Annotated in this window: 8 protein-coding genes; 3 read left to right on the forward strand and 5 right to left on the reverse strand. The window is 73.9% G+C overall.

The window, feature by feature from the left end:
* Nucleotides 1-60: 60 nt before the first annotated feature.
* Together ACZ7H1_RS03920 and ACZ7H1_RS03925 are read left to right on the forward strand one after the other, a co-directional pair.
* Nucleotides 61-1317, forward strand: a complete 1257-nt coding sequence (locus ACZ7H1_RS03920) for an MFS transporter (protein WP_470783466.1) — start codon at nt 61-63, stop codon at nt 1315-1317.
* Entirely contained in the window at nt 1314-2336 is a 1023-nt protein-coding gene (locus ACZ7H1_RS03925) for a TolB family protein (protein WP_470783467.1), read from the forward strand. The genes ACZ7H1_RS03920 and ACZ7H1_RS03925 overlap by 4 nt, the downstream gene beginning before the upstream one ends.
* A gap of 31 nt (nt 2337-2367) precedes the next feature.
* Here ACZ7H1_RS03925 and ACZ7H1_RS03930 read toward each other — a convergent pair whose 3' ends face one another.
* The gene (locus tag ACZ7H1_RS03930; protein ID WP_470783468.1) at nt 2368-3945 is read right to left on the reverse strand and encodes an amidohydrolase; all 1578 of its coding nucleotides are present in this window, start codon (nt 3943-3945) and stop codon (nt 2368-2370) included.
* Between the two features lie 40 nt (nt 3946-3985).
* Nucleotides 3986-4198 (reverse strand): MbtH family protein, encoded by a 213-nt coding sequence (locus ACZ7H1_RS03935; protein ID WP_470783470.1) that lies wholly within the window; start codon nt 4196-4198, stop codon nt 3986-3988.
* 94 nt (nt 4199-4292) lie between these two features.
* On the opposite strand from ACZ7H1_RS03935, the gene ACZ7H1_RS03940 reads away from it, so the two are divergent.
* Nucleotides 4293-5429, forward strand: a complete 1137-nt coding sequence (locus ACZ7H1_RS03940; RefSeq protein ID WP_470783472.1) for an alpha/beta hydrolase-fold protein — start codon at nt 4293-4295, stop codon at nt 5427-5429.
* Nucleotides 5430-5475: 46 nt separating this feature from the next.
* Here ACZ7H1_RS03940 and ACZ7H1_RS03945 read toward each other — a convergent pair whose 3' ends face one another.
* From ACZ7H1_RS03945 to ACZ7H1_RS03955, 3 genes are read right to left on the reverse strand one after another with little or no spacing between them, the layout of a single operon-like run.
* Entirely contained in the window at nt 5476-7176 is a 1701-nt protein-coding gene (locus tag ACZ7H1_RS03945) for an ABC transporter ATP-binding protein (RefSeq protein WP_470783475.1), read from the reverse strand.
* On the reverse strand, nt 7163-18112 hold the full coding sequence (locus ACZ7H1_RS03950) for a non-ribosomal peptide synthetase (RefSeq protein WP_470783477.1): 10950 nt from the start codon (nt 18110-18112) through the stop codon (nt 7163-7165). The genes ACZ7H1_RS03945 and ACZ7H1_RS03950 overlap by 14 nt, the downstream gene beginning before the upstream one ends.
* Before the next feature lie 59 nt (nt 18113-18171).
* Nucleotides 18172-19959 carry an ABC transporter ATP-binding protein gene (locus tag ACZ7H1_RS03955; protein WP_470783479.1) on the reverse strand — a complete coding sequence of 596 codons (1788 nt, stop codon included), beginning with the start codon at nt 19957-19959 and terminating at the stop codon, nt 18172-18174.
* Nucleotide 19960: the final 1 nt, after the last annotated feature.

The raw sequence follows: 19960 nt of genomic DNA on the forward strand, positions 1-19960 counted from the left end.
CAGAAGGCAGAACCAGAAGCAGAACCCCAGCCAGATCCAACCGAACCGAAGGAGGCATCCGTGTACCTGTCGGCCAGTCGCGCCGCCGATGCCGTCGGCGCAGCGAACCCTCCCGGGGGAGTACCCCGTCCGGCGGCCGGCCCGGCCGTCGCGGGGAACGTGCTCGTGCTCGGCCTGGTCAGCCTGGTCACGGATGTCTCCGCCGAGATGGTCACCGCCGTCCTGCCGCTCTACCTCGTCGTGGGCCTCGGCATGTCGCCGCTGGCCTTCGGCGCACTCGACGGGCTGTACCAGGGCGCGACCGCCCTCCTGCGGCTGGCCGGCGGCCACATCGCCGACCGGACCGAGCGCCACAAGCTCGTGGCGGGTACGGGCTACGCCGTGTCCGCCGCCTGCAAGCTGGCGCTGCTCGCGGCCGCCACGCCGTGGGCGGTGGGGGCGGTCCTGGCCGCGGACCGGACCGGCAAGGGTCTGCGTACGGCGCCGCGAGACGCACTGATCTCCCTGTCCGCCACGCCGGAGGGGCAGGGCCGGGCGTTCGGGGTGCACCGGGCCATGGACACGGCGGGCGCGCTGCTCGGCCCGCTCGTGGCCTTCGGCGTGCTGTGGGCGGCGCACGACGCCTACGACGCCGTGTTCACGGTGAGCTTCTGCGCGGCGGCCTTCGCGGTGCTGCTGCTCGCGCTGTTCGTACGGGACGTCCGCACCCGGCCCTCCCGGACCCCCGCACCGCCCGGCGAGCGGGGCCTCGGCACCGTCCTGCGCGCCCGCGGGGTGCGGCGCCTCGCGCTGGCGGCGGCCCTGCTCGGCCTGTTCACGGTCGGGGACTCGTTCGTCTACCTGCTGCTGCAGCGGCGCCTCGACCTTCCCACCGCCGCCTTCCCGCTGCTGCCGGTGGCGACGGCGGCCGGCTTCCTGCTGCTCGCCGTCCCGCTGGGCAGGCTCGCGGACCGGGCCGGGCGCGGCCGGGTGTTCCTCGCGGGCCATGCCGCGCTGGCGGCCGCGTACCTGCTGCTCCTGTCCCCGCTGGGCGGCCCGGCCCCGGCCGTCATCGTGCTGTTCCTCCTCGGCGCCTTCTACGCCGCCACCGACGGCGTCCTGATGGCGGCCGCGGGACCGCTGCTGCCCGCGCGGCTGCGGGCGAGCGGCATGGCCCTGGTCCAGACGGCGCAGGCGCTGGCCCGCTTCGCCGGGGCGGTGCTCTTCGGCGCCGGCTGGACGTACGCGGGCCCCGGCGCCGCGCTGGCCGGCGCGGCCGCCGGTCTCCTCCTGTCCCTGGTGGCGGCCCGGATGCTCGGCAAGGGAGTTCTGCGATGACGCACACGCTGCGCAAGGTCCTCGTCCTGGTCCTGTTCTCCGCGCTGCTGGCCGCGGTGGCCGTGGTCTCGGTGGTCCGGGCCGCGGACCGGGCCGGGGAGCGCGAGGAGGCCCGTCCGGGCGAGCCGCGCGCGCAGGCGGGCGCGGTGAGCCTGGAGCAGCCGGGCCGGCTGCTGTTCCGCAATCTGGCCTGGGGGCCGGGCCGGGACAAGGTCGCCTCGGTGCCGCTGGCCGCGCCCGCGGGTGCGCGCACCACGGCGCCCCTGGACTGCCTGCGGTTCCACGCGGCGGCGGGCAGGGGCGTGTGCCTGCGCCGGACGGGCGGGGTCGTCCCGCGCTACGAGGCGCTGGTCCTCGACTCCGCGCTCCGGCCGGTGCGTTCGTTCGGCGTCCCGGGTACGCCGACCCGCGCGCGGGTCTCCCCCAGCGGGCGGCTGCTCGCCTGGACGGTCTTCGTCAGCGGGGACTCGTACGCCGGCGGCAGCTTCTCCACCCGCACCGCCCTCTACGACACCCGGTCGGGGGCGCTCGTCCCGAGCCTGGAGGAGTTCGCGGTCCTCGACGGGGGCCGGCGCCGCCGGGCGGCCGACCACAACTTCTGGGGCGTGACCTTCGCCGCCGACGACAACCGCTTCTACGCGACCCTCGCCACGGGAGGCCGGACCCACCTGGTCGAGGGCGACCTCCGGGCCCGTGAACTGCGCGTGCTGCGCGGCAACGTGGAGTGCCCGTCCCTCTCCCCCGACGGCACCCGGATCGCGTTCAAGAAGCGGGTGGCCGGCCTTCCGGCCGACGCCCCGTGGCGCCTGTACGTCCTGGATCTGCGCACCGGCGCCGAAACCGCGCTGGCGGAGCGGCGCAGCGTCGACGACCAGGCCTTCTGGTACGACGACCGCACGGTCCTGTACTCCCTGCCGGGCGACTTCGGCGGTGACCTGTGGTCCCTGCCGACGAGTGGCCGGGGATCCCCCCGTCTGCTCCTGAAGTCCGCCGTCTCCCCGGCGCTCCGGCCGTCCTGACGGCTGGTCAGGCGGCCGGGCACGCGGCCGGTCAGGCCGTCGGCTTGCCGGTGTCGAGGCCGTCGACGTAGGTCGCCACCACCTCGATGTCGCCGATGCGCGAGACGCCGACGCGGCGCGGGTCGTCGCCGAGCACCACGAGGTCGGCGCGTTTGCCCGGGGTGAGGGTGCCCGCGGCCTTCTCCCAGTGGCAGGCGTAGGCGCCGGCGACGGTGTAGGCGTGGAGGGCCTCGTCGACGGTGACGGACTCGTCCGGGCCGATCAGCCGGCCGGACGCGGAGGCGCGTTCGGCCATGAACTGGACGGCCTTCAGCGGAGCGCCGTCCGTCACCGGCCGGTCGGAGCTGCCGACCAGGGTGATGCCGTGGTCGAGGAACCCCCTGCCCCGGTACAGCCACGGCGCCCGCTCCTCGCCCATGATCGCGGCGTAGTCGTCGCCGAAGTAGCGCAGGAAGCTCGGCTGGACGACCGCACTGAGGCCCAGCCGCGCGAAGCGCGGGAGCTGGTCGGGGCGGATCAGGCCCGCGTGCTCGATGCGGTGCCGGGCTCCGGGGCGGGGCCGCAGGCTCTGGGCCCGTTCCAGGGCGTCCAGGGCCAGGTCGGCCGCGCGGTCGCCGATAGCGTGCACGGCGAGTTGCCATCCGGCGAGGTGGCCGTCCACGATCGTCTGCGCGAGCGCCTCGGGGTCGTCCTGCAACTGCCCGGCGTGCTCCAGTCCTTCGTAGGGCGCGCTCAGGGCCGCCGTACGGGCCATCATGCCGCCGTCGGTGTAGATCTTGAGCGCGCCCACGGAGAGCCAGTCGTCGCCGAAGCCGGTGCGCAGGCCGAGGTCGAGGGCCCTGGGGATGCCGTCGGCGGCGTGCGCGGCGACCGGGCGCAGCCGGTCGGCGGAGACCATGAGCTGTACGCGCAGCGGCAACAGGCCCTTTTCCCGGGCGAGTTGGTACGCGCCCAGTTCGACCGGGCTGTGGCCGAAGAGGCTGCCGCCGATGCCGGCCTCCGCGCAGGCGGTGACCCCTTCGGCCAGGCAGGTCCGGGCGGCGCGCCCGATCGCCTCGGCCAGCTCTTCCTGGGAGTAGGGGAGCTGGAGTGCGCGGGCGGCGCCCATCGCGCCCTCGGCGAGGAAGCCGTTCTCGTGCGGGACGTCCGCGGGGAGCCGTTCCAGGACGGCGGTGTTGACGACGCAGCCGTGCCCGGATTCGTGCATCACGAAGACCTTGTGGCCCCGGCTGACCCGGTCCAGTTCGGCGGCGGTCAGGTGGCGCCCGAGGGCCCGCTGGTCGTACCCGGCGATGTTCACCCAGGAGCCGGGCGAGCCCTTCCGGGCGACGGCCTCGGCCACGACGGCGAGTACGTCGTCGATGCACGTGCGGCCGGCGATGCTCGCGGTGTTCTGCTTGAGGCCGGTCCAGGACAGGTGTACGTGGGCGTCGATGAACCCGGGGAGCACCGTGGCCCCCTGAAGGTCGATCACCTCGCGCGCGGGCAGGGAGGCCACGGCGTCGTCCAGCCCGGCGATCCGGCCCTGCCAGATGCCCAGTTCGTGGGCGACCGGGTGGTCCGGGTCCATGGTGAGGAAGCGGGCGTTCGTCAGCCTGGTGCAGAGCATGGGCGGTGTGTCGTCCCCTGTGCGTGTCGGGCGGGGTGGGTCAGGCGTCCGCGGAGTCCGCGAGGGAACGGGGGCGCAGATCTGTCCAGTTGGCCTCGACGAAGTCCACGCACGCGTCCCTGGTGTTCTCGTCGAAGGCGACCGTCCAGCCGCCGGGGACCGGGGCGAAGGAAGGCCAGAGCGAGTGCTGGCCTTCGCCGTTCACCAGGACGCGGAATCGCCCTTCGGGATCGTCGAAGGGGTTGGTGCTCACAGCCGGTACCTCCCCGGGCACGTCATGATTAGGTTAGGCTCGCCTAATTGCGACGAGCTTAGTCTTTCCCCTTGCTGCTCACAAGGAGACCTGCATGCGCCCGACCGATCCCGTCTCCGGCCGCGGGGCCGCCACGGAGACCCCCTTCGCCGCGTACGGACTGCCCGGCGAACCCGGCACCGAAGCCTTCTGGGCGGCGGCGGGTACACCCGCCTCCGTGCCGGCGGACGGCGGTGGCTGGGTGACGCTCTTCCTGTGGCGCGGCTCCGCGGCGAGCGTCGTCTTCGAGAGCTGGTCGCAGCCGGTGCCCCTGCGCCGGTGGGGCGGTACGGACTGCTGGTACGCCGAGGTCCCGATGCCCGCCCGGCTCCGGGTGACGTACCAGTTCCTCGTGAGCGGCACGGACGGCACGGACGGCGACGCGTGTGCCGACCCGTTCAACCCGGCCGGTGCGGGCGGCGACCGGTCCATCGCCGCGACGCCGGACGCCCCGGCCCAGCCGCACTGGCCCGCCACCGGCGCCGACTCCGTCCTGCCCCTCCCCCGCACCCGCGTCCGCTGGGCCAGCGAACGGCTCGGCGGGCGGCGCACCGTGCGGGTCCACGCGGCGGGCGGCGGCGGACCGGTGGTCCTGCTGCTCGACGGGGACGACTGGCTTTACCTGCACCCGGCCATGACGGCGTTCGACTCGGCCGTCGCGAACGGCGAGATGCCCCCGGTGACCCTCGTCTTCCTGCCGACCCGGGACAGGGAGTCGGAGTTCGGGTGCAGGCCCGAGCTGTGGGAGGCGGTCCGGGACGAGCTGCTGCCGCTGGTGGCGGACACCGGCCTGCCCGCGGACCGGGACCGGCTGGTGGTCGCCGGGCAGAGCCTCGGCGGACTGAGCGCGATGTACGCGGCGCTGGAGTTCCCGGACCTGGTGTCCCGGGTCGCCTGCCAGTCGGCGTCGTTCTGGTGGGCACCCGGCGCCGCGGACCTGGCGGACCCGCTGGGCGGCCCGGTCGGCGGCGCCATCGCCGCGCGCCTGCGGGAGCGCCCCGACCTGTCCGGCCTCCGGGTCGCCTTCGACGTCGGGGAGCACGAGACCCGGATGCTGCCCCACTGCGGGCTGGCCGAGACCCTGGCCGAGGAGGCCGGCGCGACCGTACGGGTCTCCAGGTCGCCGTCGGACCACGACCGGGCGGGCTGGCGGCACGCCCTCCTCCGGGACGTCGCCTGGGCGCTCGGCTAGGGACGGCCGAGCGCCGCGCGGCTCACCGGGTCACCGGGTCACCGGGTCACCGGGTCACCGCCTGGCAGTAGGCCGCGTCGGTGGCGAGCAGGTTGCGGTGGGTGTCCTCGGCGGTGATGACGCCGTCGTCCACGACGAGGACCCGGTCCGCGGCGTCCAGGAGCGCGGGGCTGCTGGTGATCACGACGGTGGTGCGGCCGCGGCGCAGCTTCGCGATGTTGCGCGCGATGAGCTGTTCGGTGACCGCGTCGACGGCCGTCGTCGGGTCGTGCAGGACGAGGATGTCGGTGTCGGCGGCGAGGGCGCGGGCCAGGGAGAGCCGCTGGCGCTGCCCGCCGGAGAGGTTCGCGCCGCGGTCGCGGACGCCGTAGTCCAGTCCTTCGCGGTGGAGGGCGACGACGTCGGTCAGCATGGACGCCTCGACGGCCTCGGGAACCGAACGGCTGGTGCCCGACGGGTCGATGTTCGTGCGGAGGGTGCCCGCGAAGATCTCCCCTTCGTACGGGTTCACGAGCAGGTGCTCGCGGACCGCCTCGACCGACAGGTCCGCGATGTCCTGCCCGCTGACCCGCACGATTCCTTCGTACGCGTCCGGCGGGACCTTGACGGCCAGGACGGAGGCGAGGTCCGCCGCCGCGCGCGGCTGGTAGGCGGCGACCGCCACGAACTCGCCCGCGGGCACCTGGAACTTCAGTGCGCGCAGTGCGCCGTACCGGACGCAGTCGATGTCCAGGTCCCCGCCCGGGGCCGGGCGCTCCGGTCCGGTGGCCGCCACCGGCGGCGCGGTCAGCACCAGCGCCATCCGCTCGGCCGAAGCGCGGGCCATCATCACGTACTTCGGCATGTCCGAGAACATCTTGAGCGGTTCCATGATGAACTGCGCCAGCCCCACGGCCATGACCAGTTCGCCGATGGTGATGTGGTTCTCGAAGGCCAGCCAGCCCGCCGTCAGGGTCACGGCGACGGCGAGGCCGGCGTTGAGGGCCAGCGCGGTGCCGGCGTACGCGCCGTTCGCCACGGCCACGGTGATCGACTGCTGCTTCGCCTCCGTGCTGACCCTCCGGTAGGAGCCGAACGCCGCGTGGTTGCCGCCGAATCCGTGCAGCGGGCGCAGGCCGGAGATCAGGTCGGCCACCTTCGCGCCGGCCCGCGCCACCCGGGCCTGCTGTTCGCGGGTGCTGGAGCCGATCCGCTTGGACATCACGCTCAGGACCGACAGGATCAGGGCGGTTCCCACGATCACCAGCAGGCCGAGCCGGATGTCGGCCAGCCCCAGCGCGACCGCGGCGACCACCACCGCGACCAGCGAACTGATCAGCAGCGGCACCACCTCGATGATGTCGGCGGTCTGGTCGGCGTCCTCGGTGGCGATGGTCAGCACCTCGCCGGACTTGAGGTCGACGTCCCTGGCCACGGGCTGGAGCCCGCAGTCCGCGACCTGCACCCGCCAGCGGTGCGCCTCGGTGGTGTTGGCCTTCTGCAGGATGCGCATGCCGAACCGCCACGACAGCGACACGGTCGTGATGATCACGGCCAGCGCGCCGATCGACACGGCGAGCGCGCCGGGGCTGCGGTCCTGCATCGTGTGCTCGACGATCAGGCCGAGCGCGATGGGGAAGGCGGTCTCACCGGCCTGGTACAGGCCCATGAGGACGGTGCCCCAGGCCATGGCGCCGCGGTTGCGGCGCAGGGCGGTGCGGAGGATGTCGGACCCCGGGCGGGGCCGCTGCGTGTCAGGAGTTTTCATCGAGGTGGCGCGCAATCGCTTCCGGGGTCCGCAGGGTGAACAGATCACGAACCGTGATCACTGGACCGTACTCCCGGCGGAGCAGCCCGATCAGCCGCACCGCCAGCATCGAGTGCCCTCCGAGGGACACGAAGTCGCTCACTGCGCTCACCTCGTCGTCGTCCAGGTCCAGTGCCTCGGCGTAGAACTCGCACACCACGGTCTCGGTCTCGGTCTCCGGGCGGCGCTCCCCCGCCGTGGTGAGCGCACCGAGCGGCTTGGCCTCCGGCAGCGCCTTGGTGTCTGCTTTCCCGTTCACCGTCAGCGGGATGCCGTCGACCTGCGCGTAGTGCGTCGGCCGCAGGAAGTCCGGCAGCGCGGCGCCCACTTCGGCGGCGACGGCGGCCAGGTCGCCGCCGTCCAGCACCAGGTACGCGGCCAGCCGGTACGCGCCGTCGACCTGCGGGTCGGGCTGGGCCACCGCGGCGGCGAACCGCACCGCCGGGTGCGCGGCGAACGCCGCTTCGACCTCGCCCAGTTCGACCCGGTGCCCCCGGATCTTGACCTGCTGGTCGGTGCGGCCCAGGTACATGAGGTTTCCGTCGGGCCGGCGGACCACCAGGTCTCCGGTGCGGTACATCCGCTCGCCCGGTGCCCCGAAGGGGCAGGCGACGAACCGGTCCGCGGTCTGGGCGGGCTGGCCGAGGTAGCCGCGGGCGATGCCGATGCCCGCCACGTACAGCTCACCGGGGACCCCGTCCGGCAGCGGGCGCAGCCACGGGTCCAGGACGTACACGTCGGTGTTGTCGATCGGCACGCCCACCACCGGGTCCTGGCACTCGAAGGTGCCGACGCCGAGGGTGTTGATGGTGTACTCGGTGGGCCCGTACAGGTTGTAGCCGGCCGTCCCCTCGGTCTCGGCGAGCCGCTGCCACAGCGTCGGGGTGACGGCCTCGCCGCCCAGCAGGACCAGCGCGGGCCGCCGCGCCGGGTTGTCGAGCAGGCCCTCGGCCACGAGCTGCTGCGCGTAGGTCGGGGTCACGTTGATGACGTCGATGCCGAACTCGAGGCAGTACTCGACCAGGCGGGGGGCGTCCCGGCGCAGTTCCTCGTCGCAGATGTGCACCTCGTGGCCGTCGGCGAGCCAGAGCAGCTCCTCCCACGACATGTCGAACGCGAACGACACGGTGTGCGCGATGCGGAAGAGCCGGTGGCCGTGCTCCGCCAGGACCGGTTCGAAGATCCGGCGCTGGTGGTTGACCAGCATGTTGGTCAGCCCGGCGTACTCGGTCACCACGCCCTTCGGCCGTCCGGTCGATCCGGAGGTGTAGATCGTGTACGCGGGGTGCCGGAGCCGGTCCGGGTCGTCCGGCGCGAACGTCGTGAACGGCTCCGCCTCGGGGAGGGGCCGGTCCATTTCGATCAGGTCGCCGATCAGCCGGGGCGAGACGGCGCTCACGGTGAGGATGACGTCCGGCCGGGCGTCCGCGACGATCGCGGCGATCCGCTCGTCCGGGTGGTCCAGCTCGAGCGGCACGTACGCCGCTCCGGCCCGCAGCACGGCGAACAGCGCCACGATCGAGTCGAGGGAGCGCGGGAGCGCGAGGCCCACCGTCGAGCCGGGTCCGATGCCGCGCCCGGCGAGGACGCCCGCCACCGCACGGCTGCGGTCCCGCAGCACGCCGAAGGTCATGGTCAGGCCGTGGGCGACGAGCGCGACGCGCTCCGGGTCGCGGTCCGCCGCCCGGTCGAACCGGTCGACGACGGTATCCGTGCCGACGTCGGTCCGTTCGGCGGGCTCGGGCAGGGTCCCGAGGCCGGGCAGCGCGCCGACCGGCCCGGCCGACCGGGCCAGGTCGTCGAGGACGCGCAGGTAGTCGTCGAGGAGCCGGCGGGCGGCCTCCGTGTCGTGGTCGCGGTACTCCAGCTTGACCGTGAGCCGGTCGCCGGGCGTGACGACCCAGGTGAACGGGTAGTGCGTGGAGTCGTCCGCCCGCACCGCGGTGATGCCGTGGCGGGCGTTCATCTCGGCGAAGGCGTCCATGTCCAGGAAGTTCTGGAGCACGAACAGGTTGTCGAAGAGCGTGTCGTGTCCGCTGGCCCGCTGGATCTCGCCGAGCCCGAGGTGCTCGTGCTCCATCGCCTCGACCCGGGCCGCCTGGACGGCCGAGAGGTATCCGCGGACCGTGTCCCCGGCGCGTGCCTGCGTCCACATGGGCACGGTGTTCAGGAGCACGCCGACGATGTCGGAGAGGCCCTCGCCCTCGCGCCCGGAGACGGTCACGCCGAACACGGCGTCGCTGCGGCCCGTACGGGCGCCCAGCAGGAGGCCGAACGCGCCGGTCAGGACCGAGTTCAGGGTCACGCCGTGCGCCCTGGCCGCCTCCCGCAGCAGGTCCGACTGCTCCTCGGAGAGCCGGTGCACGAGGCTGCGCGGCAGGCCGTCGGCGAGGGCCGGAGCCGGTCCGGCGAGCAGCGTCGGGCCCGGGAGGCCGGCCAGGTGCTGCGCCCAGAAGCGTTCCGAGACGGCGGCGTCCTTGGCGTCGAGCGCCCGTGCGTAGTCCTCGAAGCCCGGGGTGGCCGGGGCCGGGGCCGGCAGCTCGCCCGCGAGGACGGCGCTGTAGGCGTCGAACAGGTCCCGCAGCACGATCTCGCGGGACCAGCCGTCCCACAGCAGCAGGTGGTAGCTCAGCAGCAGGCCGTCGCGGCCGTCGGGCCGGCGCACCACGGTCAGCCGGATCAGCGGCGGCTCGCCCGGGTCGAACCCGGTGTCGCGGTCCCGGGCGAGCAGGGCGTCGACGTCCTCGTCCGTCGCGAGGTCGACCGTACGGACGCCGATCCGCCGGCCGGCCGAGAGGACCTGGACGGCGTTGCCGTCGTCGTCGGTGGTGAAGCCGGCGCCGACGACCGGGTGCCGGGCGATCACCCACTCCATCGCCTGCGCCAGCGCGCCGGTGTCCAGGCGCCGGTCGAAGGCGAACCAGCTCTGCGCGACGTACCGTCCGGCCGCTCCGGCCATCTGGGCCTGGAAGAACAGGCCCCGCTGGAGGGGGGTGACCGGCGCGGTGCGCTCGGCCGTCGCCGAGGCGTCCGCGAGGCGCTCCAGCGCGCCGAGCCAGTGCTCGGTGATCTCGTCGGGGACGCCCTCGGCGAGGGTGAAGGCCGCGTGCAGGCTTCCGGTGGCCGCGTCGGTCCACGCGTTGACCTCGACGGCGTACGGACTGCCCTGATCGCCGCCGGTGATGTGCAGCGCCTGTGACTCGCTGCCCCGGCCGAGGTAGTTGAACAGCACCTGCGGTCGGGCGTCCAGCAGCGGGGCCGTCTGCGGGTTGAGGTACCTGAGCTGGCCGTACGCGACGTGTGCGCGCTCGTCCGGCTGGCGTGCGGCGACCTCGCGGGCCGCCGCGACGGGGTCGGTGTGCGCCGTCAGCCGCACGGGCGCGATGGCGGTGAACCAGCCGACCGTGCGGGTGTAGTCGTGGTGTGCCAGTGCCGGGACCCGGCCGTGCCGCTCCAGGTCGATCGCGAGATCGGTGGGCGTGGCCTGGACGTGGGTCAGCGCGGTGCGCAGCGCGCCGCACAGCAGCTCGGTGAGACCGACGCCGAGGGCGGCGGGCGCGGTGCGCGTCACGCGGTCGCTCACGGCGGGCGGGAGCACGACCGTGGTCTCGCGCAGCCCTGCGGCCGCATACGGCAGGGGCGGCGCCTGGAGCGTGGTGATCCAGTGCCCAAGCTCGTCGGTCACGTGGGCCGACTGGTGGGCCAGTGCCTCCGCGTACTCGGCGTAGGACGTGGTCGGGGGCGCCAGGGGCGCCCCGCGCAGGGCGGCGGTCAGGTCGTCCAGCAGGACCAGCCAGGACACGGCGTCGACGGCGAGGTGGTGCACGGTGACCACGAGGGTCCGGCTCGCCTCCAGCCACGAGAACGCGACGACATCCCCTGCCTCGGGATCGAGGCGTCCGGCGGCGTCGTTCGCCGCGGCCGTGGCGTCGGCCGCCTGCGTCCGCACGACGGTGGCCTCGCGGGCGGGTTCGGTGGCGAGGGCCCACACGCCGTGCTCGGTGCGCAGCCGCATCCGCAGGGCCGGGTGGGCGGCCACGACGGCGTTCGCGGCGCGCAGGGCGTCGGCGTAGCCGGTGCCCTCGGCCGCCGTCAATGCCCTGGCCTGGGCGAACCGGGCGAGGGAGCCGCCCAGTTGCCGCTGGCGCAGGATGACCGGCGTCGGCGTCAGCGGGCCGTCCTCGCGGACGGCGGGTGCGGACGGCGCGGCAGGCGCAGACGACGGAACGCTCGTCGCGAGGTGCTCGGCGAGCGCGCGCGGTGTCCTGAGCAGGAAGATGTCCCGCGGAGCGATCGCGAGGCCGAGGGCCCTGGCCCGGTTGACCACGGTGATGGCGAGGATGCTGTCGCCGCCCGCCCGGAAGAAGTCGCTGTCGGCGTCGACGGCGGTGCCGGGCAGGGTCTCGGTGAAGATGCCGACCAGTGCGCCGAGGGCGGAGCCGGCCGCGGCCTGCGGCGAATCCTGCGGGGCCTCCTGCCGAGCGGCGGCGCTCTCGGTCAGGGCCTTGCGGTCCAGCTTGCCGTTGACCGTCAGCGGCAGCGCGTCGACCTGCAGCACCCGGCCGGGCACCATGTGCACGGGCAGCTTCGCGGACAGGGGCCCGGTCACGGCGGACACGTCGGCGGGGACCCGGCCCACGACGTGCGCGACGAGGTGGTCGCCGGTGTCCGCCACGGTGACGGCCGCATCGATGACGCCGTCGAGTTCCCTGAGTGCGGACTCCACCTCGCCCAGCTCGATCCGGAAGCCCTTGAGCTGGACCTGGTCATCTGCGCGACCGGTGAACTCCAGTTCGCCGTCGAGCGTACGGCGGGCGAGGTCGCCCGTGTGGTACATCCGGGAGCCGCCGCCCGCGAAGGGATCCGCCACGAACCGGCCCGCGGTGAGCGAGGCCCGGCCCAGGTAGCCCAGCGACACCTGGTCGCCGGCGACGTAGATGGCGCCCACCCGGCCCGGCGGCACGGGCCGCAGCCGGTCGTCGAGCAGGTAGGTGACGAGGCCGGGGATCGGGCCGCCGATGGGGCTGACGCCGTCTCCTCCGTGGCCGAAGTCCTCGTCGGTCAGGACCCGGTGGGTGACGTGGACGGTGGTCTCGGTGATGCCGTACATGTTGACCAGCTCGGGCGAGGCGGCGCCGTGCCGCTCGACCCAGCCGCGCAGCCGCCCGAGGTCCAGCGCCTCGCCGCCGAAGATGATCCGGCGCAGGGCGGGCAGCGGCTCGCCGGCGTGCCGGTCGGCTTCGGCGAACTGGTAGAACGCCGACGGGGTCTGGTTGAGCACGGTCACACCGCGTTCGCGCACCAGCCGGTGGAAGTCGACCGGGGAGCGGGTCAGCCCGTACTCGGGCACGAGCAGCTCACCGCCGTGCACCAGCGCGCCCCACAGCTCCCAGACCGCGAAGTCGAAGGAGTACGAGTGGAACTGGACCCAGACGTCCTGCGGGCCGAAGTCCATGTCGGACCGGGTGTTCGCGAGCAGCGCCACCACGCTGGAGTGCGGGACGACGACGCCCTTGGGCCTGCCGGTCGAACCGGACGTGTAGATCACGTAGGCGGGGTCGTGCCAGTCCGGTCCTGGCGCGGCGGCCTGCCGGACGTCCCCGGCGGTGTCCCGGGCGGCGTCCGGTTCCGGCTCGTCGCCCTGGACGAGCACGCGGGCCGGCACGCCCGCCCGGGCCAGCAGCCGCGTGAAGCGCTCCCGCTGCTCGCGGTCGACCAGCACGACCTGCGGTGCGGCGTCGGCGAGGATGTACTCCAGCCGGTCGTCCGGGTACGCCAGGTCCAGCGGTACGTACGCGCCGCCCGCGGTGACGATCGCGACCAGGGCGACGACCTGCTCGAGGGAGCGCGGCACGGCGACGGCGACCCGTTCGCCCGGGCCGACACCGGCCGCGCGCAGGGCCGGGACCAGCTCGTCGCGCGCGCCGGCCAGTTCGCCGTAGGTCAGCGACCGGGTACCGCCGTCGAGCGCGCACTGGGTGACGGCGGTGGCGGCCGGGTCGCGGCGCGCGGCGGCGTCGAACAGCGCGCCCAGGGTCGTCGGCTCGGTCCGCGCGGGGCTCCGGGTGCCCTCGGGCGCCACCTCGTCCACCGGGGTGTCCGGCCGGGCGAGCAGACCGGTGAGCGTACGGATGAAGGTGTGCAGGATCTCCCGGGCGCTGCTCTCGCGCAGCAGGGCGCCGTCGTAGATCAGGTTGAAGCGCGGACGGCCGTCGGGTGCGCGCTCCACCACCAGCGTCAGCGGGTAGTGCGGGGCGCCCTCGTTGACGATCCCGGATATGGACAGCGTGTCGTCCGGTCCCCGCAGGCCGGCCACGTCGGTCGCGACGTCGAACACCACGAGGGTGTCGAACAGCGGCCCGGCTCCGGCCTGGCGGGCGATGCGCGCCAGCGAGACGTGCTGGTGCGGCAGGACCGCGCTCTGGTGGTCCCGTACGGAGGCGAGCAGCTCGCGTGCCGTGGTGGTGGCGGTCCACCGGGCGCGCACGGGGATCGTGTTGATGAACAGGCCCACCATGTCCCCGATACCGGGCACGTCCGCGTCGCGGCCCGACACCGTGGATCCGAACACGACGTCCCTGCCGTGCAGGAGGCCGCCCAGCACCACCGCCCAGGCGCTGTGCACGGCCACGCTGAGCGGCACACCGGCCGTACGGACGGCCTCGTCGAGGTCGTCCGCCGGCTCGGCGGCGGTGTCGGCGAACCGGTCGGACGGCGTGTGCCCCTCGGCGACCAGCGACGGGCCGGGCAGACCGGCGAGCTCCTCGCTCCACACGCGGTCGCTCTCGTCCGCGTCGCGCTCGGCGAGCCGGCGCACGTAGTCGGCGAAGCCGCCGAGCGGGTGCACGGTCCCCGGCGCGTGGTACTCGGCGAGCAGCGCGCGGAGCATCGGCGGTACCGACCAGCCGTCGGCGATGATGTGGTGCACGGTCTGCACCAGGACGTTGCGGCCGGCGCCGGCGCGGACGAGCGTGTACCGCATCAGCGGGCCGGTGGCGAGGTCGAAGCCTGCACGGCGGTCCCGCTCGGCGTGCTCGCGGATCTCCTCGTCGGTGATGCCGGGCCGGTCCAGCACGGTGAACGGCGCCTGTGCACCGCTTTCCAGTACGGAGACGACGCGGCCGTCGGCGAGGGCCGTGAACCGCGCGGCGAGGTTGGGGAAGAGCGCCAGCACCCGCGTGGCCGCCGCCGCGAGCCGGTCGGCGTCGACCTCGCCCTCCAGCGTGAGCAGCTGCTGCTCGACGTAGCTGCCCGCGGAGTCGTCGTCGAAGACCGAGTGGAAGTACAGGCCCTCCTGCAGCGGGGTCAGCGGCAGGATGTCCCGCAGCTCCGGGCCGTCCAGTTCGTCGACGTCGGCCTGGGTGAGCGCCACGAGGCCGAAGTCGCTGGGAGAGTGGCCGCCGCCGTCGAGGGCGGCCAGAGCGGCCAGCGTCTCGCGGAAGTACCCGCCGAGGGTCGCGACGTCCGCGTCGGTGAGCAGCCCGTCGGGCCAGGAGACGGTGGTGACCAGCTCGTACGCGCCGCTCGCGGCGGGTTCGGCGATCGCGTTGAACTCGAGGGCGCGCGGCAGGCGCATCCTCGGGTCGCGCTTCTCGCCCAGCTGCTCGGTGGCGCCGGCGAGTTCCCAGTCCCCGGACGCTCCGGCGTCGAAGCGGCCCAGGTAGTTGAACAGCACCTGGGGTGCGGGCGCGTCGAAGCGGGCGCCGGTCAGGTAGCGCAGGGCGCCGTAGGAGAGGCCGTTGCCCGGGACCCGGGCGAGGTCCTCCTTGACGGCCTTGAGGGCGGCGGCCAGGTACTCGGGATCGGTCAGGTCGGCGGCAGCGCCCGGGTCCACGGTCACCGGGAAAAGGGTGGTGAACCAGCCCACGGTCCGCGACAGCTCCGGTTCGAAGCCGGCGGAGTCCGCCACGAACCGCCCTTCACGGCCGTGGCCTTCCAGTTCGATGTGCGCGAACGTCTGGTCCTGCCCGAGGTCGCGGCGCCACCGGGCGAGCGTGACGGCGAGCGCGGTCAGCAGCACGTCGTTGACGCCCGCGTGGAACTTCGCGGGGATCTCTCCCAGGAGCGCGGCGGTGACCTCGGGGCCGACCGTGACGGTCGTGACCCGCTCCCGCGCCACGGTGTCGGCCCCGGACAGAGCGCGCCGGCCCAGCGGCGCGTCCGCGCCGGGCAGAGGGCGCCGGTAGCAGGCCTGGTCCGCGTCGAAGTCCGCGCGCTCCAGCAGCTGGGTCCAGCGCCGGAAGGACGTGCCCACCGGGGGCAGTTCGACCGGCTCGCCCGAGGTGTACTGCCGCCACGCCGTGGCGAGGTCCTCGCGCAGGATCCGCCAGGACACGCCGTCGACGACCACGTGGTGGACGACGACGACCAGCTGGCGGGCCCCGGGGCGCCAGACGGCGTGCAGCATGGCGCCGCCGTCCGGGTCGAGCCCGGCGGTGGCGAGCGCGACGCACTCGTCGAGCGGCCGGTCGCTCTCCTGCCAGCCCGCGACGGTCCGGTCGGCGTCCGGGATGTCGAAGCTCCAGCGGTCGCCGCGCACCAGCTTGGCGCGCAGCATGTCGTGCCGGGCGACGAGTGCGGTGAGGATCGTGTCGAGGGCGTCGGCGGTCAGGTCCGCCGGGGTGTTCAGCACCACCGACTGCACGAAGCCGTCGATCGCGTCCGTGGTCTCGCCGAGCCAGCGCACGATGGGCGACCCGGAGACCTCTCCGGTCGCGACGTCGGCGTGGTCGACGGCGAGTTCGCCGGCAGGGCTCGCCACCGCCGCCAGCGCCCCGACGACGCTGTGGGTGAAGATCTGCCGTGCCGTGACGTGGAGACCCGCCTCGCGCAGCGCGCTCAGCAGCGAGATGGCCAGGATGCTGTCCCCGCCGAGCTGGAAGAAGTCCTGGTCGACACCGACCTCGTCCAGGCGCAGGAGTCCGGCGACCGCCGCGCAGACCACGCGTTCGTTCTCGGTGGCGGGCGGGACGAGGGAACCCGCCCCGATCACGGGCTCCGGGAGCGCGCCGCGGTCGAGCTTGCCGTTGGCGGTGAGCGGGAACTCCTTCATCACGACGACGTGGGCGGGCACCATGTACTCCACCATGTGCCCGGCGGCCCACGCCTTGACCTCGTCGGCGTGCAGGTCCTCGCTGCCGGCGGCCGGGATCACGTACCCGGCCAGGTAGGTGCCGCCCGCGGCGTTCTTCCTGGCGACGACGCAGGTGTGGCGTACCGCGGGGTGTTCCGCGAGGCCGGCCTCGACGTCCTCGAGCTCCAGCCGCATGCCGCGGATCTTGATCTGGTTGTCGGCCCGGCCGAGGAAGTCCAGCGAGCCGTCCGGGGCGAACCGTGCGAGGTCACCGGTCCGGTACAGCCGGGACCCGTCCGCGGCGAAGGGGTTCGCGACGAAGCGGGAGGCCGTCAGGCCGGGCGCGTTCACGTATCCGCGTCCCAGGAGGAAGCCGCCGACGTACAGCTCGCCGCCGACCCCGACCGGGACCGGGCGCAGTTCGTCGTCGAGGACGTACAGCTGGGTGTTGGGGTTGGCCTTGCCGATCGACGTCGACAGGCGTTCCGCCGCCCCGCGGTAGATGACGTGGGAAACGCCGATCGTCGTCTCCGCAGGGCCGTAGCCGTGGTACATGGGGATGTCGAGCCTGGTGCGGAACCGCTCGTACAGTTCCGGGGTCAGGACCTCGCCGCCGCACCACACGTGCCGCAGGCTGTCCAGCCGGCCGGAGTCGCCCGCGATCTCGAGCAGCACGTCCAGCATGGACGAGACCAGGTACGTGAAGGTGACGCGCTGCTCAGCGATCACGCTCAGCAGGTGGTGCGGGTCGCGTTCGCCGCCGGGCCGCAAGACCACCAGGCGGCCCCCGCACACCAGCGGCAGGAAGATCTCGTTGATGGAGATGTCGAACGACAGCGGCGCCTTGAACAGCGAGGCGTCGTCGTGTCCGAACCCGAGAATCTCGTCGACCTGCCACAGCAGGCGCTCGCTGATCGCCTCGTGCCGGATCATCGCGCCCTTGGGCCGGCCGGTCGAACCGGACGTGAAGATCACGTAGGCGAGGGCGTCGCCCGGTGTGGTCACCCCGGTCCCCTCGGCGGGGTAGGAGCCGAACCGCCAGTCGCCGAGGTCGACGGCCACGGCGTCCGGTTCGCCCGGGTCGTTCGTGCCCGAGTGGTTGAGCTGAAGGACGACGCGGGCGTCGTCGATGACGACGGCCCGGCGCGCGACCGGCCACTGCGGGTCGAGCGGCACGAACGCCGCGCCCGCCTGGAGCACTCCCAGCAGGCCGATCACCATGTCGGCGGAGCGGCCCAGCGAGATGCCGACGACTTGTTCGGCGGTGAGGCCGCGCTCGATCAGGTGGTGCGCCAACTGGCTGGACATCTCGGCTGCTTGACGGTACGTCAGTGAACGGCGCTCGTCGACGACGGCGATGGCGTCGGGCCGGGTCCGGGCCTGCTCGCGGAACATCTCCACGATGGTCGGGCGGACCCGGTCGGCCCCGTTGTCGTTCCACTGGGCGAGCAGCTCGAGCCTCGCCTCGATGCCGGACGGGCCGATGGTGCCGAGGGACCGGTCCGGGAAGTCGGCGAGGTCGTCCAGCGCGAGCTGCGCGTCGGCCGGTACGACGCCCTCGGGGACGGCGATGCTCCGGCCGTCCGCGCCGACCTCCCAGCCGGCCGCTCCGGCGCCGCCGTTGTCGACCCATCCGAGCACGTCCGCGAAGAGCGTGCCGGCGGTGAGCTCCATGCCCTCGGGGTTGCGGCCCGTCGCCCAGTACGACAGTCCGATGGAACACGCCTCGGCGATGGTCCTGTCGGAGTAGTCACCGGTCCGGCGGCGCACGCCGTCCAGGCGCGTGGGAGAAAGCCGCACGCGACGAGCGGTCGATTCCGTCATGGAAGACTCAACGCCCCTTCAAGTTCTCGTACTTCGGCCCCGATCCGAATCGGGGTCACCTAACTGCCTTCGCGCCAGGCCCGCCACAGCCGCGCGTACCGGCCGCCCAGGGCGACCAGCTCCTCGTGCGTGCCCCGCTCGACCACGCGTCCCGCGTCCAGCACGGCGATCCGGTCGGCCGCCATCGCCTGCGTGAGCCGGTGCGCCACGAACAGCGTGGTCCGGCCCGCGCACGCGGCCAGCACCGCGCGTTCCAGCTCGGCCGCGCCCTCGCTGCCCGCCTCCGCGGTCGACTCGTCGAGCACCACGACCGGCGACCGGGCGAGCACCAGCCGGGCCAGCGCGATCTGGGCGTTCTTGGTGACGTCCAGCCGCTCGCCGCCCTCGCCCACCGTCGTCCGCGGCCCGTCGGGCAGCGCCTCGACCCATCCGTCGGCGCCGACGGTGCGCAGGGCGTCCGCCAGCTCCTCGTCGGTCGCGTCCGGCGCGGCCAGCCGCAGGTCGTCGGCGAGCGGGCCGGAGAACACGTGCGTCTCCTGCGTCAGGATGCTCACCAGGGCGCGTGCCCCGGCCTCGTCCAGGTCCGCGAGGTCGTTCGGCCCGATGCGCACCGACCCGGCCTGCGGGGTTCCGATGCCGGCGATCAGCGCGGCCAGCGTGGATTTGCCGGCTCCGGTGGCCCCCACCAGCGCGAGCGAACCGCCCGCGGGGATCGAGAGGCTGACGTCCCGCAGGACCGGCTCGTCGGTGTCGGGATAGCTGAAGGTCAGCCCCTCCACCGTCACCGGGTACGGCACGTCGGCCGCCCGTGCGACGCCCGGGGCGCCCACCAGCCGGTCCTCCGCGGCCTCCCCCAGCACTCCGACCAGCCGGGTCAGGCTCGCGCCCGACTTCTGCGCCTCGTCGAAGGTGAACATGATCGAGCCCAGCGGGGTGAACAGGCGGTGGAACAGCAGCGGGGCCGCCGACACCTCGCCCAGGGTCGCGGCATCGGCCTCGAGCAGGGCGTACCCCACCACGATGATCAGCACGAGCCCGATGAACTCGGCGCGGTTCTCCCGGCCGACGAACCGGCCGAAGAGCCGGAACACCTCGATGCCGAGCTCCCGGACCCGCCACGACTCGGTGGTGACCTTCTCGCGGACGGCGCCCTCGAGGCGGTACGCCCGGACCGTATCGATGCCGTTCAAGCCGCTGATCAAGGCCTGGGCGCGCTCGGCCTGGACCGCCCGCTGCCTGCGGTAGAGCGGGGCGGACCGTGGGAGGTACCAGCGCAGGGCCAGACCGTACGCGGGCAGTGCGCCCGCGCCGGCCAGGCCGAGCCGCCAGTCCAGGCCGAACATCCCGATGGTGGCGATGACGACCAGCACTCCCGCGGAGAACACCGTGGGGACGGCCGCCCGGATACCCCGGGACAGCACGGCCACGTCGTCGCCGACCCGGGAGAGCACGTCTCCCCGGCCGACCTGCTCGACGCGTGCGCTCGGCATTCCGAGCACCGCCCGGACGGCGCCTTCCCGCAGTTGCGCGAGCAGGTCCGCGCCCAGCCGCCCGATCAGGTAGGTCGACAGGGCGGTGGCCGCCGCGCCGAGCAGCGCGGCGGCCACCATCAGCACGCCCGTCGTGACCAGGACCGAGCGCGGTCCGCCGTCGACCACTGCGTCGACGACCCTGCCGAGCAGCAGCAGGGGGAGTACCTGGAGCGCCGCCCCGGCGACCGTGGTGAACACGGTGGCGAACGTCAGCCACGGCTTCTCGCGGCAGTGCGCCGCGACCCAGCGGGTGGCCTCGCGTCCGGTCGTCGTGTGCAGGGTCGACGGGGCGACGCGCGTGTCGGTGGTGCTCACA

This window comes from Streptomyces sp. NPDC037401 (genome assembly GCF_055602345.1).

Bases quoted from the DNA above. Each gene is read 5' to 3' on its own strand.
- ACZ7H1_RS03925 (WP_470783467.1), top strand. From the start codon at position 1,314: ATGACGCACACGCTGCGCAAGGTCCTCGTCCTGGTCCTGTTCTCCGCG.
- ACZ7H1_RS03930 (WP_470783468.1), bottom strand. From the start codon at position 3,945: ATGCTCTGCACCAGGCTGACGAACGCCCGCTTCCTCACCATGGACCCG.
- ACZ7H1_RS03940 (WP_470783472.1), top strand. From the start codon at position 4,293: ATGCGCCCGACCGATCCCGTCTCCGGCCGCGGGGCCGCCACGGAGACC.
- ACZ7H1_RS03945 (WP_470783475.1), bottom strand. From the start codon at position 7,176: ATGAAAACTCCTGACACGCAGCGGCCCCGCCCGGGGTCCGACATCCTC.
- ACZ7H1_RS03950 (WP_470783477.1), bottom strand. From the start codon at position 18,112: ATGACGGAATCGACCGCTCGTCGCGTGCGGCTTTCTCCCACGCGCCTG.